General features: G+C 57.5%; 11 protein-coding genes, 1 tRNA gene and 2 pseudogenes. 9 read left to right on the top strand and 5 right to left on the bottom strand.

The window, feature by feature from the left end; genetic code table 11:
• Window positions 1-183: 183 nt before the first annotated feature.
• Together EC915_RS24360 and EC915_RS24355 are read right to left on the bottom strand one after the other, a co-directional pair.
• The gene (locus EC915_RS24360) at window positions 184-888 is read right to left on the bottom strand and encodes a hypothetical protein (RefSeq protein WP_133753021.1); all 705 of its coding nucleotides are present in this window, start codon (window positions 886-888) and stop codon (window positions 184-186) included.
• Between the two features lie 178 nt (window positions 889-1,066).
• Window positions 1,067-2,137 carry an AraC family transcriptional regulator gene (locus tag EC915_RS24355; protein WP_133753020.1) on the bottom strand — a complete coding sequence of 357 codons (1,071 nt, stop codon included), beginning with the start codon at window positions 2,135-2,137 and terminating at the stop codon, window positions 1,067-1,069.
• Between the two features lie 237 nt (window positions 2,138-2,374).
• Here EC915_RS24355 and EC915_RS24350 point away from each other — a divergent pair, with 237 nt between their 5' ends.
• The 3 genes from EC915_RS24350 (at window position 2,375) to EC915_RS24340 (ending at window position 7,221) form a co-directional block, all read left to right on the top strand.
• Entirely contained in the window at window positions 2,375-3,790 is a 1,416-nt protein-coding gene (locus tag EC915_RS24350) for a glutamate decarboxylase (protein ID WP_133753019.1), read from the top strand.
• Window positions 3,791-3,876: 86 nt separating this feature from the next.
• On the top strand, window positions 3,877-5,565 hold the full coding sequence (gene aspT, locus EC915_RS24345; RefSeq protein ID WP_133753018.1) for an aspartate-alanine antiporter: 1,689 nt from the start codon (window positions 3,877-3,879) through the stop codon (window positions 5,563-5,565).
• 57 nt (window positions 5,566-5,622) lie between these two features.
• Window positions 5,623-7,221 (top strand): bifunctional aspartate transaminase/aspartate 4-decarboxylase, encoded by a 1,599-nt coding sequence (locus EC915_RS24340; protein WP_133753017.1) that lies wholly within the window; start codon window positions 5,623-5,625, stop codon window positions 7,219-7,221.
• A gap of 129 nt (window positions 7,222-7,350) precedes the next feature.
• Here EC915_RS24340 and EC915_RS24335 read toward each other — a convergent pair.
• Together EC915_RS24335 and EC915_RS24330 are read right to left on the bottom strand one after the other, a co-directional pair.
• Window positions 7,351-7,554: pseudogene (locus EC915_RS24335) on the bottom strand (hypothetical protein); the annotation flags it as partial.
• A 166-nt stretch (window positions 7,555-7,720) separates the two neighbouring features.
• Window positions 7,721-7,797 (bottom strand) — tRNA-Met (locus tag EC915_RS24330).
• A 431-nt stretch (window positions 7,798-8,228) separates the two neighbouring features.
• On the opposite strand from EC915_RS24330, the gene EC915_RS24325 reads away from it, so the two are divergent.
• The 3 genes and pseudogenes from EC915_RS24325 to EC915_RS25495 all read left to right on the top strand — a co-directional run.
• Entirely contained in the window at window positions 8,229-10,286 is a 2,058-nt protein-coding gene (locus tag EC915_RS24325; protein WP_133753016.1) for a methyl-accepting chemotaxis protein, read from the top strand.
• 164 nt (window positions 10,287-10,450) lie between these two features.
• Window positions 10,451-11,107 carry a bifunctional 2-polyprenyl-6-hydroxyphenol methylase/3-demethylubiquinol 3-O-methyltransferase UbiG gene (locus EC915_RS24320; RefSeq protein ID WP_133753015.1) on the top strand — a complete coding sequence of 219 codons (657 nt, stop codon included), beginning with the start codon at window positions 10,451-10,453 and terminating at the stop codon, window positions 11,105-11,107.
• Between the two features lie 33 nt (window positions 11,108-11,140).
• Window positions 11,141-11,329: pseudogene (locus EC915_RS25495) on the top strand (hypothetical protein); the annotation flags it as partial.
• Between the two features lie 17 nt (window positions 11,330-11,346).
• Here the strand turns inward: EC915_RS25495 and EC915_RS25400 are convergent.
• Window positions 11,347-11,484, bottom strand: a complete 138-nt coding sequence (locus tag EC915_RS25400) for a transposase family protein (RefSeq protein ID WP_256658829.1) — start codon at window positions 11,482-11,484, stop codon at window positions 11,347-11,349.
• A 793-nt stretch (window positions 11,485-12,277) separates the two neighbouring features.
• Here EC915_RS25400 and EC915_RS24305 point away from each other — a divergent pair.
• The 3 genes from EC915_RS24305 to EC915_RS24295 all read left to right on the top strand — a co-directional run.
• The gene (locus tag EC915_RS24305) at window positions 12,278-13,213 is read left to right on the top strand and encodes a hypothetical protein (protein ID WP_256658828.1); all 936 of its coding nucleotides are present in this window, start codon (window positions 12,278-12,280) and stop codon (window positions 13,211-13,213) included.
• 2 nt (window positions 13,214-13,215) lie between these two features.
• Window positions 13,216-13,944 carry a hypothetical protein gene (locus EC915_RS24300; RefSeq protein ID WP_133753013.1) on the top strand — a complete coding sequence of 243 codons (729 nt, stop codon included), beginning with the start codon at window positions 13,216-13,218 and terminating at the stop codon, window positions 13,942-13,944.
• A gap of 70 nt (window positions 13,945-14,014) precedes the next feature.
• On the top strand, window positions 14,015-14,280 hold a 266-nt coding region (locus EC915_RS24295; protein WP_256658827.1), incomplete at its 3' end, for a contractile injection system protein, VgrG/Pvc8 family.

Here is a 14,280-nt window from a genome sequence, read left to right as displayed (position 1 = left end):
GTACGGAGATCGATTTATCAGGCCGACCTGGTAAAAGCACGGACTGCCTGACGGCAGGCCGTTACCGGCCCGCACACAAAAAATCTGACAGTCCCGTAGTCGTGGTCGTAGCTCTGGGGCCCATTGCACAGAACTGTATAAGATCTTTGCCTGCGAGCCCCAGCAGGCTTTCTGTTCGACTGCTTATTGCTGAATCGCACTGTACCCTTCAAACGCACTCTGCTGCTGAATCGCCGCAACGATATGCTTGCGCGTGGCAGGCTGTTCATTGCCGTCTTTATCGACGAACACTTCGCTCTGCAACTCTGCTTCCTCCCCTTCGCCGACAAACGAGAAACCGAGGAATTCAAAGGCTTCGCGGTCGAGGCTGGCTTTGGAGCGCGGCGTGCGCAGCGGCAGGGTGATGCTGGCGCCGTCCTTGCTGATGATGAAGATTTCCGCTTCCTTTTTCGCTCGCGTAGCCTTGCTCTTGCCACCGCCCGGGTTGCTGACGGCCTGATGCGTCTGGTTCAACACCTTCAATGCCAGGCTGTAGACCAGCTCCTGGAAGCTCGGATCGTCCTTGTAGCTGGACAAAATTCGGCTGATCGGGAATTTCGTGCTCAGGTCTTCCAGCGCCGCCAGGTCAGCGGCTTCGGCGTCTTTCAACTGCTTGAGCTGCCCCATCAACTCGTACGCCTGATCATCGTCGAAGCGGTCGTGGGCCTGGCGAATGGCAACGCGCAGTTCACGAATCTGATCGCTTTCCTTGGCGCTCTGGAAGGCATCGAGGACCATTTCGCTGATGGTCTTGGCCTGCGGCACATGCTGTGAAAGATTGATCGCGTCTTCATAAGCCTGCTTGGCAGACAAGGCAGGCACGGCTGTGTCGGTATGGGAATCAGACATTGAACATCCATTACTTCGTTAACGGGTTGAAACGCGAAAGGCTCGCCGCGTTTCGAGGGGAGGGTAATCTATTGGACCGCGCAGCGATTGTCACGGTGCAAGCGCTAACCCGGGCAACCGGCTTTGCGCAACTGGCGCACCCTCGCAAGGAGGGCCAAAGATGTTCGGATGCCAGAAGTCATTCGCCTGCGGGGATTGAGCAATCTTCTGCCAGGCGTACGGATGATGTGACTTCAGCCGGCGTACTGGCGCTGCCCTGGAGTTTTAAACGATATCGGGCAGGGGGCATGCCGAACCACTGATGGCAGGCACGATAAAAGCTGCTCAACTCGCGAAAGCCGACCCGGTAGGCCGCTTCCTGCAAGGTGCATTGGGTATTGCCCAGGTAAAACTCCGCCTGACTTCGGCGAATATCGTTGACCAGCTCCTTATAGGGATGGCCTGCCTGCTGTAACAGCCGCTGCAGGGTGCGTTTGCTCACGCACATCTTCTTGGCCAAGTCTTCGATAGGCGGAATGCCTTCGCTCAACGACTCCAGAATCATCTTGCGCACCTCGCCGGGCACCGAGAAGTAGCGGCGGGTCGAGAGGTGCATTTCGGCGACCAGTTCGTGCAGCGGCGCCAGTTGTTTATTAGCCGAGGCCAGCGGCCTGGCCAGATCGGCATTGTCCAGCAGGATCGAATAGCAGTGTTCACCGAACTGCGCAGAACAATGGAATGTCTGCTCATACACCGAGATGTCGGGGGGGGCCGCGTGCATGAGGCCGATGCTGCGCAATTGCAGTGACGGGCCCACCAGCATCCGGCATAGACCAAACATCATGGCCACGCTGGCGTCGCCGTACTGGCGCGGCACTTTATTGCTATCGAGAAAGTGGCAGCCCAGTCGGTGCTGATCCCCTTCGGCATGCAGAGAGATGGCGATGGAGGTGTCCAGCAGCGCCACAAAGTGCACCAGTCGCTCAAGGGCGGTCTGCAATGTGTCGCTGGACATCATCACATAGCCCACTACGTCGAAGATGCCGGGCCCGGTCTGCGTGGTGGATCGCAGGCCAATGTCAGGGTCGTGTGACAGGTCAGCCGCAAGCTTATAGAGGCGATAAAGCTTCACTCGCGGGATCCACGCCTCATCGACGTCAAGGTCATGCACCTGAAGGCCGACAGCCTGGCAAAATCGGTCGATGTCCAGCCCGGTGGATCTCAACGCATCGATCATGAAGTGTGCAAGGGAAGGTATCACCGTAGGCATGTAGATTCCTTGAAGTCGCTGTGCAGCCGCGCGGCATGACGCACGATTATCGAGGCGTGCAGGTCCTCACGTCAAAGTGCTGCTCACACTTGTGGAATTTGCTGGCACCGGACGCCAAGGCTATGGCGCGTGACGAGATTGTCCGGGAGCGGTGGCTCGGTCAGATTGGATGCCGCCGATTTCAGGCATATCGACTGTCTGTTGTTCCGGCTCCGTTTCTGTTCATGGAGTTAAGTCATGGCTTTGCATCAAACCGTAGAAACCCGTGATCCCGCCATCGAAGACGTCTACTCAAGTGGTGCCTCTGAGCGCCGCCTGCCCAAATACCGCTTGCCCGATCATTCCACAGCATCGTCCGCCGCCTACAATCTGGTGCGTGATGAGTTGTTGCTCGATGGCAACTCGCGGCAGAACCTGGCGACCTTCTGCACCACGTGGGTGGAGCCTGAGGTTCAACAGTTGATGGCCGATGCCCTCGACAAGAACATGATCGACAAGGACGAATACCCGCAGACGGCCGAGATTGAAAACCGCTGCGTGCACATTATCGCCGATTTGTGGCATGCGCCGAAGTCCTGGCAAACCGTCGGCTGTTCCACCACCGGCTCCAGTGAGGCGGCCATGCTGGGCGGCCTGGCCTTGAAATGGAGCTGGAAGAAGCGCCGCGAAGCCGCCGGCCTGTCGACCGATAAGCCGAACTTCGTCTGCGGCCCGGTACAGATTTGCTGGAAGAAATTCGCCCGTTACTTTGATGTGGAAATTCGTGAAGTGCCCCTGCGTGACGGCGCGCTGGGTTTGCGCCCCGAAGACCTGCGCGAATTCTGCGATGAAAACACCATCGGCGTGGTCGCCACCCTCGGCGTGACCTTCACCGGCATCTATGAACCTGTTGCTGCGCTGGCGCGTGAGCTGGACAGCCTGCAGCGCGAATTGGGGCTGGACATCCCGATTCATGTCGACGCTGCGAGCGGCGGCTTCATCGCACCCTTCATTCAGCAGGACCTCAGCTGGGACTTCAGCATCGAACGGGTCAAATCGATCAATGCCTCCGGCCACAAATACGGCCTGGCGCCGCTGGGCGTGGGCTGGATCATCTGGCGCGCGAAGGACGACCTTCCCGAAGAACTGATCTTTTACGTGGATTATCTGGGCGGCAACATGGCGACCTTCGCCCTGAACTTCAGCCGCCCTGGCGGCGAGATCATCGCCCAGTACTACAACTTTCTGCGCCTGGGCCGTGAAGGCTATACCCGTATACAACAAGCCTGTTCGGACACCGCACAGTGGCTGGCGACAGAGATCACCAAGATCGGCCCGCTGGAATTGGTCTATGACGGCCATGGCGGCCTGCCGGCGGTCTGCTACAAACTTAAAGACGGCGTCGAGCATGGCTTCACGCTCTATGACCTGTCGGAGCGTGTGCGCATGCGCGGTTGGCAAATTGCCTCTTACCCGCTTCCTTCCGATCGACAGGATGTTGTGGTGCAACGGGTTCTGGTGCGCCACGGCGTCAGCCGCGACCTGATCGGCCTGTTGCTCGATGACCTGCGCAAAGCCGTCGCGTTCCTGCAGAAAAACCCGGTGCTTCACTCGGAGGCAGGCCCGACCTTCAACCACGGCGCCGTGGTGTCCGCTGAGACTGAAAGTCTCTAACCCTCCCATTGATGGCAGTGCCGAGCGCCCATTGGTGGCGTTTCGGCCGCCATACCGTTCATAGCACTTAGCGTAAGGAAAGCAACGTGAACTGGCTCCAAAGTACTCTGCGTGCCTACCCGGAGATGGCGATATTTCTGTCATTGGGGTTGGGGTTCTGGTTCGGTGGCAAGACATTCAGGGGGTTCAGCCTCGGTGCGGTGACCTCAACCCTGATCGCTTCATTGCTCATCGGTCAGGCGGGAATCGTCATTTCCCCCAACGTCAAAAGCACGTTTTTCCTGATGTTCCTGTTTGCCGTCGGCTATGGCGTAGGTCCGCAGTTTGTTCGTGGGATTGCCAAGGACGGTCTGCCACAGGCGCTGTTCGCTGTGGTTATGTGCGTGCTGTGTCTGGCCGCGCCGATACTGGCGACGTGGATTGCCGGATACGGATTAGGCTCGACGGCCGGGATGTTCGCGGGCTCGCAGACAATCTCGGCGTCCATGGGCCTGGCGACCGACGCGATCAATCGTTTGGGACTCGATGCCGAGCAGGCACGCCAGCAACTCGATGCGATGCCGGTGGCTTATGCCGTGACGTACATCTTCGGTACGGTCGGTTCGGCGCTGATTCTGGCTTTGCTCGGACCCAAGTTGCTGCGCATCGATCTGGTGAAGGCGTGCAAGGATTACGAAACGAGCATGGGCGGGCATCAGGATATTGCCAGCGAAGGGACGGCCTGGCACCGCTATGTGCTGCGGGCGTACAAGGTGCCGGAGCACAGCGTCTTCGTGGGGCTCACTCTCAAGCAGGCGGAGTCCCACTCCCACGGCAAACGCGTGTTCATCGAACGTCTTCGCCGCGATGGCAAGATCGAACCCTTGACCTCCAGCACCACCCTGATGGCTGGCGATATCCTGGCGGTTGGCGGACTGAACGCGGACATTCTCGCGCTTTTGGGGCATTCGGAGGCCGAAGTCGATGACCCTGAATTGCTGGCAGTGCCCGCCGAAGGGGTCGATATTTTCGTCACCAACAAGCGCTATGACGGTCAAACGCTGGAGCAGTTATCGATGATGCCCGCGGCCCACGGCGTGTTCATTCGGCAGATCAAGCGTGGCGCGATTGCCGCCGAACTGCCCGTGCTGCCCAAGACCGTCATTCATCGCGGTGACATCATCACCCTGGCTGGCCTGACCTCGGACACCAGTGCTGCGGCCAAGGAACTGGGGCAGCCGGACCGCAAAAGCAACATGGCCGACGTGGCCTTCATCGGCATGGCCATTTTCATCGGTGCGCTGATCGGTGCAGCGGTGTTCACCGTGCATGGCGTGCCCATCACGCTTTCCACGGCAGGCGGCGCGTTGATCGCCGGCCTGGTGTTTGGCTGGTTGCGCTCGATTCACCCGACCTTCGGCAGGATTCCCGAGCCCACCGTATGGTTCATGAACTCGGTCGGTCTGAACGTGTTCATCGCCGTGGTCGGCATCAATGCCGCCCCAGGATTCGTCCACGGCCTGCAAACCCTGGGAGTCAGCCTGTTCATGTGGGGCATCTTCGCGACCTCCGTGCCGCTGATCCTTGGCATGTTTATCGCCCGTTACGTCTTCCGCTTCCATCCTGCCCTGATACTGGGCTGCTGCGCCGGCGCGCGGACCACGACTGCAGCGCTGGGCATGATCTGCGAGACCGCCAAAAGCAACGTCCCCGCCTTGGGTTACACCGTGACCTATGCCGTCGGCAACACCTTGCTGACCATCTGGGGGATGGTGCTGATCGTCATTCTTTCCTGATATTCCCTTCGCCCAATGCGTGAGGCCGATGGCCTCCCGTTACAGGAGCCACTTCACATGACCACCGATTACAGCCAATACGCGACCCTGAGCCCCTTTGAACTCAAGGATGAACTGATCAAGGTCGCGAGCAGCCAGGAAAATCGCCTGATGCTCAATGCCGGTCGCGGCAACCCGAACTTTCTTGCCACCTTGCCTCGCCAGGCGTTTTGCCAACTGGGCCTGTTTGCCAACCGCGAAGCCGAACTGTCGTTTTCCTTTCTGGGCAACGGAATCGGCGGCCTGCCCAAGGTACGGGGAATAGAAGCGCGTCTGGACCGATTCCTGGCCGATAACGCCTCGCAGCCAGGCGTGGACCTGTTGATGAAAATCGCCAGCTATGTCCGTGACCAACTGGGGCTCGACGGCCCGGCCTTTCTGCATGAGATGGTCGAGGGCATTCTGGGCTGCAATTACCCGGTGCCGCCGCGCATGTTGAGCATTAGCGAAAAAGTGGTCCGCGAATACCTGGTCAAGGAAATGATCGGCGGCAGCGTCTCGCGGGATGACTTCGACATCTTTGCCGTCGAGGGTGGCACTGCGGCCATGACCTATATCTTCAACAGCCTGAAGGAAAACAAGATCATCCGCGCCGGCGACAAGGTCGCTATTGGCATGCCCACATTCACGCCTTATTTCGAAATCCCGGTGCTGGAGGATTACGGGCTGGAGGTGGTGCATATCGATGCCTCGCCGGAGCTGGGCTGGCAGTATCCACAGGCCGAACTGGACAAGCTGCTGGACCCGGCGATCAAGGTGTTCTTCGTGGTCAACCCGAGCAACCCGCCATCGGTGCGTATCGACGATAAAAGCCTGGCCTACATCGCAGAGCTGGTAGAGCAAAAACGCCCGGATCTGTTCATCATCACCGACGACGTGTACGGCACGTTTGCCGACAACTTCACCTCGCTGTTCGCCACCTGCCCGCGCAACACCGCGCTGGTGTATTCGTTCTCCAAATACTTCGGGTGCACGGGCTGGCGGCTGGGTGTGATCGCCCTGCACAAGGACAACATTCTCGACCAGCAGATTTCGGCATACGACGAAGCCAGGACAGCAGCGCTCAGCCAGCGCTATCAGACACTAGTGCCGGACACTTCGAAGCTCAAGTTCATCGACAGACTGGTGGCCGACAGTCGTTCCGTAGCGCTCAATCACACCGCGGGTTTGTCGACGCCTCAGCAAGTGCAGATGGTGTTGTTCTCGTTATTTGCCCTGATCGACAGCACCGACAGCTACAAGCAGGTGCTGAAAAAGCTGATCCGCCAGCGCCATCACGCGCTGTACCGCGAGTTGGGTGTTGCGATTCCGGTGGACGAATTCGAGGTGGAGTACTACACGCTGCTCGACTTCGAGCAGATTGCCGAAGGGCTCTACGGCGCGGATTTCGCGCAATGGGTTCACGACAATGTCGACCCCAACACCCTGTTGTTTCGCATCGCCGACGAAACGGGGATCGTGATGTTGCCCGCCAGCGGCTTCGGCACCAAGAAGCCAGGCGGGCGTATCTCCCTGGCCAATCTTAACGAGTACGACTACGCCGCGATCGGCAAGGCATTGCGCAAGCTTGCCGACAGCGCTTATCAGCAGTACGAGAAAGGCAAAGCAAAGTCCTGAGGCATCTGACGGTTTTCGGGAGCAGGGGACTGAGAGTGGCCCCCTGCTTGCCAATATCAATCCGGTTTCCCGGCAATGTCACCCGGCAACCGCTGGCTCAGGCGTTGCCGTGCACGATGCGTAGGGTCACCACGAATATTTAACGCTGGTCAGCAGTGTGCGCCGCATCCCTGGATAGCATTCGTAAGTGTCATCACAAGACTTTTGGCCGTTTGGTTTGACCCTGAAATACAGCCCTGGGCTGTCCAATTCGCGGTATGCCCCGGCCTCAGGCTCCAAGCTGGAAAGTGTAGTGTCAGCGAGAGGGCGCCGCTTGATGTCGGTACGTTTCATCCTTGTATGCTTTCAGTTCAATTACTTATGAAGCATACACGTGGGCATACACGGTGGGGACGGATAGGGGTAGCCAGAGGTGGACAGCCAGAAACAAGAAAGCCCGCACGAGGCGGGCTTCTTGAGGTGATTCATAGACTGCTGTAGACATCTATGGATCGGTACTTGGTGGCTACACAGGGACTTGAACCCCGGACCCCAGCATTATGAATGCTATGCTCTAACCAACTGAGCTATGTAGCCAAGTGGCGCGCATTATTCGCTTAGATCGCCGATGTGTCAAGCGTCTTTTCTAAAAATTTATGCGTGCGATCAATCGGTTAGGGATTTCATTTCCAACTGATCCGTTGCGCGCAGTCGGCTCGTCACCCAGTGACATCTTTTGCTGCGCAATCTGTGTGGTTTTGCCCCACTTTTGTGCACTTCCCGTGCACCGTTTATGTTCTTGTGCCCAATTTGATGGCTTCGTGCTATCGGTCCGTTTATTGCTTAGGCCTCCTACATGCACTTGCCCCAGTGCGGGGTACTTGTGTGCTGCCGTTTTCCCTCTTCGCAGGAGACGAACGGTAATCGTTTGTGAAACAACGACATGGCATTTTGCCGGTAAGAATGTAGGGTGCCACTTTCGCGGCTCAAAACTGCGGGGGGCGGGCGTCCGTGAGGAGTAATCGGACATGCAAAGTCTTTTGTCGCCAGGCATCCGCCTGCTTGGCCGTTTCGGGTTTGCACGCAAGTTTCAGGTGCTTTTCTTACTATTCATGCTGCCGCTGGCGGGCAGCCTATGGATGATCGGTCAGGATTATCGCAGCAAACTTGTGGTGATTTCCGGTGAGCAGTCCGGCGCTCGTCAACTGCTGGCGCTGGATACGCTGGATGATCAATTGACCGCCCAGCGCAACCTCGCAGCACGCTGGAAGGCATCCGACATTCTTCACGAGCCAACCCCTGCGGCGAAAGCTGCCATGGCTGCGCTCGACGCCGCCGATCCGATACTCAATCAGACGCTGATCCAGCTGGGCAACGAGCTCAAGGTGCGTAATGCCAGCCCAGACACCTTGGCTCGCTATCAGGCGTTGCGAGCGCTGGTGAAGGGGATGGACTCCGAGTCATTGCGTACGATTGGCTGGTGGCCGGATGGCTACGACCGTTTCACCTCTGCGTTGACGGCGTTACAAAGCCTGCGCGAACAAATCGCAATAGACAGCGGATTGATCCTCGACCCCTGGCTGGAGACCTATTTGCTGATGCAGATTGCGACTCAACAGACCCCTGATCTGATCGAGCGCGTGGGCCGCATGGCCAGCATTGGTCAGTCGTCGATCGCGTCCGGTCAGTTCACGTTGCAAAGTCGTTTGCAGATGCGCGACCTTCGTGGCCGTATTGGTGATGCCCGCGACCAACTGATCAAAGCGGTGGTTTCACTGCAAGGCAAGGCCTATCCCGGTATGGAAGCCTGGTCCCGTCAGTACAACGACAATATTCAGCGCCTGGACAATGAGCTAAAGGTCCTTGATGACGGCGTTTTTGGCGGGACCATCAAACTGGACCCCGCCGCGTTCGAGCGCAGTGTCGACGGCACGCTGGAGGCCTTGTCCGGGTTGCGTAACCACTCGCTGACTGCATTGGACAAGCGTCTGGACCACTATCACGACCACTCGATCAAGCAGTTCATTCCCGTCGCAGTGACGTTCAGCATTCTCGCGCTGGCAGCTCTGTATCTGTTCATGTGCTTGCAGACCTCTATCCGTCGTAGCGCCAAAGGCATTACCACGCTGGCCGAGTCGCTGCGCGACGGTAATCTGTGCGTTGAGGTCGCCGTGGAAGGGCGCGACGAACTGGCTGCGATCAGCATTGCGCTGAACGTAGCCGTCGTGCAGTTGCGAACCAGTCTGCTGGGCGTCAATCACGAAACCCAGCGACTGGGGTCCACAGTGCTGACGCTCAATTCGCAGTCTGGCAGCACGCTCAGCGAGGTCGAAGATCAGCAGCAACAGATCAGCCAGATCGCTGCCGCCGCGACACAGTTGGCCGCGACTTCTCTGGGCGTTGCCAAAAGCTGCGAAGAGGCTTCCGGCAGCGCACAGCACACTCGCCGCATTGCCCAGGACAGCAGCCGCGACAGTCAGCGCACCACCGCCAGCATCCAGCAGCTCAACCAGAAACTCACCGACACCGCCAACGCGCTGGGCAAGGTTAGCGAGCAGGGGCAGCAGATCCAGTCGGTGGTGGACACCATTCGCGGGATCGCCGAGCAGACCAACCTGCTGGCGCTGAACGCGGCAATCGAAGCGGCTCGTGCAGGTGAGCAGGGCAGGGGCTTTGCGGTGGTGGCCGATGAAGTACGCAGCCTGTCGCAACGGACACAGGCCTCTACTGCGCAGATCGCCAGTACAGTCGACAGCCTACGATCCACCGTGAGCCAAGCGGTCAACCTGATGGAGGCAGCTTGTGGTCAGGCCGTCAGCGACGCGCAGTCGGTAACCGGTCTGGGAGAGCGGCTGGGTGAAATTGCCAGCGCGGTGCAGATCGTCACCGATACGCTGGCGCAGATCGCGACGGCTGTGGAAGAGCAGGCTGCCACTGCCGACGAAGTCAGCGGCAATATCCAGCAGGTCGACCAAGCCGCCGGGCGTCTGCTCGAGGGCGCGCGTGCGGTTAATCATGCCGCCGACACATTGAGCAAAGGGAGTCGCGCCCTGAGCGACAACACGTCTCGGTTCCAGTTGAGCTAGCGCTTGATTCAGAGGCTGACTGTGCGAGGCCTGGAGAGCCTGTTTAGATGCGCCTGTGCCTGCAGAGGGGCAGGCGCAAGGCGGTAAGTTGCATAAAAAGCCTTGACGAAGTGGGCGGGTCATCGGTTTTATCGCCGCTGGCCCATTCACTCAAGGCTCCTCCCATGACTGATAGCAGCGCCGCCGGTGCAGCGGTGTATTCACCCATGACCCTGGCGTTATACGACGCATGGGTACTTGGTATCTCCAATCGCTACGCGTGGTGCTGCTCCACTGGCGCTGTGTTGATGCCATTCTTTCGCGCCAATGTGCGTCCGCATCACCTGGATATCGGGGTGGGCACCGGTTACTACCTGGCCAAGGCGCAACTGTCCTCGCAAACGCAAGTCACTTTGCTGGACCTCAACCCCAGCAGCCTGGAGGCGGCCAAGCGTCGCATCGACCGGCCGGGGACCCGTACGATTGAGCACGATGTGATGACGCCCATTCCTGGCGACGAGCGTTTCGACTCAATTTCCCTTTTCTATCTGCTGCATTGTCTGCCCGGTCCGCTTGATACCAAAGCGGCAATTTTCGGCCATCTCAAACACAACCTGCGGCCCGGTGGTGTGCTGTTTGGGGCAACGATTCTCGGGGATGACGCAAAGCACAACAGCTTTGGCCGCAAACTGATGGCTCTCTACAACAAAAAAGGAATATTCAGTAATTGCGGGGACAATGAGGCGGGCTTTGGCGTTCATCTTCGCGAGCATTTCAATGATGTGACACTCAAGCGTCATGGCCGCGTGTTGCTGTTTCGCGCTGCCGACCCCATCGTCTGACCTCCTCGACTCACGTCACAAGGAATAAACGTCATGATTCGTTTTTATTTCCATCCAACGCCCAATCCGGCCAAGGTCGCACTGTTCCTTGAGGAGTCGGGGCTGGCCTATGTCGCCCTAGGGGCCGCGCCCTAACGCGGATTTGGCGCAGTGGGCGATCCCATGGGGCAGGGGCTGATCCCGGTAGATACCAGCAAGGGCGAGCAGCATCTGCCCGCATTCCGCCTTTGGCAAAACGCTTAACGCCGCTTGCAAGGCTCGACGCTCCAGCAACCGAACGGTCTCCCAACCCAATGCAGCCCAAACATCTGCGCCACGTGCGACGCGGGAAGGCGTTCACAGGCTTGAATGACCGCCTCTGCCAGACGCTGCGTCATGTGGGCATAGCGATCCAGCCAACTGACGTTCTCCATGCGTTTGCCACAATCGCGACAGCCAACGCGGCGCAGCAACACGTTCAGGCGTACTGCACGCCCGAGAATGGGCAAATCACGAATATGCTTTTTCAGAAAAAAACCGGAGAGGCGACAACTATAATGACACCAGGGGGGGGTTGACAGCGATAGGTGCATAAGTGTCTCCTTTTTAGATAAGAAGAGTGTGTGACGAATTTGAGATTCGTGACCGCGTTCGCGATTTTAAAATGCCTGGTGGCACTTTCGCACTGCAGCGAGGTTGCAGTGCTTAGCAATCATAAATCCAGGCAGGGCCTGTCGGCGTGCTGACCTTAAGCCGCTTGCGGCGGACTCAATGCTTAGCGCTGCGATCCTATTATTTACGAAGCGTCTGTAGCTCGGGTCCTACGTAACTGTATAAGTGGCCCCACGACCGATGGTGAACACGCCCCGTGGCGCTTCATCGACCCGTTAGCGACGATGCAACAAGGCTCCGACCCCCTTGTCGGCTCGTAACCTGTTGTTGCTGAGCATGGCGGTAGCGTTATGCCCCTTGCCATTAAGGAGATATTTATGATGATGGATCTTGCTGCGTTACTCTCGCTTCATTGCTCTCAGCTTAGGAAATTCGATGCCCCTGCCCTGGCAAGCGGACAGTGAGGGCACACGCATGAGTAGCTTTCTGACGCCTCCAACATCAGCCAGCCTGAGATGTGATCGAAGGCAAGCGGGCTTGCTAGGCAGGGGCCAGCAGGGTTTCGTGGGCGAGTCGGCCATGGATTTCTACATGCAGCCAGGACAGTTCGCGGGAGAATACGCAACCGACGACTACACGGCTGCTGTGTACTTGGTTCATCAGCTCTCCAGCCGCGACGAGCAAATGAGCCCGCGAGAGTACCAAGATGCTGCGATGTTGCTTCGCAAGCTGCTTGAGAAACTTAAGCACGCCGCCAATGTGTCGGTAGAAGCGCTGCAGTCACTTCAGCAGGCTGCAGCTAACATTCCCGGAATTGGTTCGCTGATGTTCTCGGGGGGCAACTTGCCTGGAACCATTGCAGCTGCGGCGGGGGGGGTGATGGCTGCCGCTCAGAGCAAGAAGGTTTCTGACCTTTTGGATATGACGCCGGCGCAAAAATCAAAACTTCACGCATGGGCCAACAGCCGGGGTACACCTGGCGCCCAGTCAGCCAGCAAAACATTCAAGGGTAGTATCAAGATCATCTCAAAAGGCGGTCAGTTATTTTTTGAAGTACCCGTAACGGCCGTGGCGAAGCACTACAAATTATTGGGTCAGGTAGGGCAGTCCGTTGCACATATTCCAGTCGGTAATACGAGAGCCGCGTTAAATCAAAAAGCGCCCCTGCATGCAGATGGCGCTACGGGGAAACTTAAACTTCTTGGGGGGCCTACCGTCGGCATCGCTCTGGCGGTGGGGCCGCAAGCGTTTCTTGACTATTCCAGTTCAACCACAACCACAGAATTTTACAACGCATCGGTTTACACTCAGCCTACAAACGTTATTTCTGCACTCGTTGGTATAGGCGCCGGAGCTGCAGTGACAGCGGGTGCTGCTGCTCTTGCGCTGCCCGCAGCGCCTCTTGTATTGGTGATCGCTGTAGGGTATTTCGCAGGCGTCTTAGCACAGTACGTCATCATCGAAACCGGTCTCGATAGGACAGTCGGTAATGCACTTAGGATCGGAGATAAATAATAATGGTAGATGCTAGCAACATCAGGAGGATCAGCTGGACCTTGCTTTTGGTATTGATCCTTTTTATGGCCCTAGGTCCTTCTAATCTAAAATATTTTTGGCATGGGTATCTTGTAGCTGCCTTGCTCGCAGTTTTTTGGACGCTTTACCTCATATATATTTGTGAGAATTTTACTGTTTATTTGACTTCACTCATCATCGCGTTCTTCAGTGCGTTCAGCTTTTTGACCTCATTCGTGGCTTTTCTCGCAGCAGCGAGCTTACGGGGCAACGAAAGTGCTGCTTCCGTTGTTGCAGGATTCGCGCCGATAGGAATCACGTTGCTAGCTTATTTGTTCATAGCCGGTGGCAAGCCGTCATTTCATCCATTTGAATATGATGGGATGAAAGTACAGCCGCGGTATGAAAAAAAACAGAATTCTTCCGCTTCTTACAGCCCTATTCTGGTGGCCGGAGCGACAACGTTGGCGGCAAGTATGACCATCAAAGGACTAGGCTTGCTGAATGCCGCAATGGTCGCGATGGTAGGTATGCAGGCATTCTGCATAGCGGCGTTATTCCATGTACGCCACATAATCAGAGGCTTACGCCTGCTTCGGATGCAACAAAGAACCATGCCCACGCCTTACACGTTCATGCAAATCGACGAGATCCGCCAAGCGCGCAGTCGCTGGTGGATCAGCAGATTTTGCTATTGGGTTAGTTCCCGGCGCAAGTCTCCCAGTGCTTGATTGATGATGATTCCAATGCGCAGGTCAACGCCTGATCGCGTGTTACCCGGTTTAAGGAGTAGTTGAAACGATGGACCTCTCGTCACTGTTTACTGCACAGAACAGGCGCCTGTTCAAGTTGACCATGGCCCTCAAGGGCGGGCAGGAGTTGCTGTTGGAGTCTTTTGCAGGGAGCGAAGGGCTGTCGATGGATTTCGGCTTCCAGCTCGAACTCATTTCCGATGACGCCAGTGTCAAACTCAAGTCGGCGATTGGTCAGGCTGCTACCATCGAGATCGAGCTCGCCACGGGCGGCAGCCGATATATCAATGGTCACGTGTTGAGCTTCGGCAACAA

This window comes from Pseudomonas sp. LP_7_YM, assembly GCF_004364435.1.
GTDB lineage: Bacteria > Pseudomonadota > Gammaproteobacteria > Pseudomonadales > Pseudomonadaceae > Aquipseudomonas.
The sequence above is the reverse complement of the archived record's forward strand: the minus strand, read 5'-3'. Positions and strand labels throughout refer to the sequence as shown.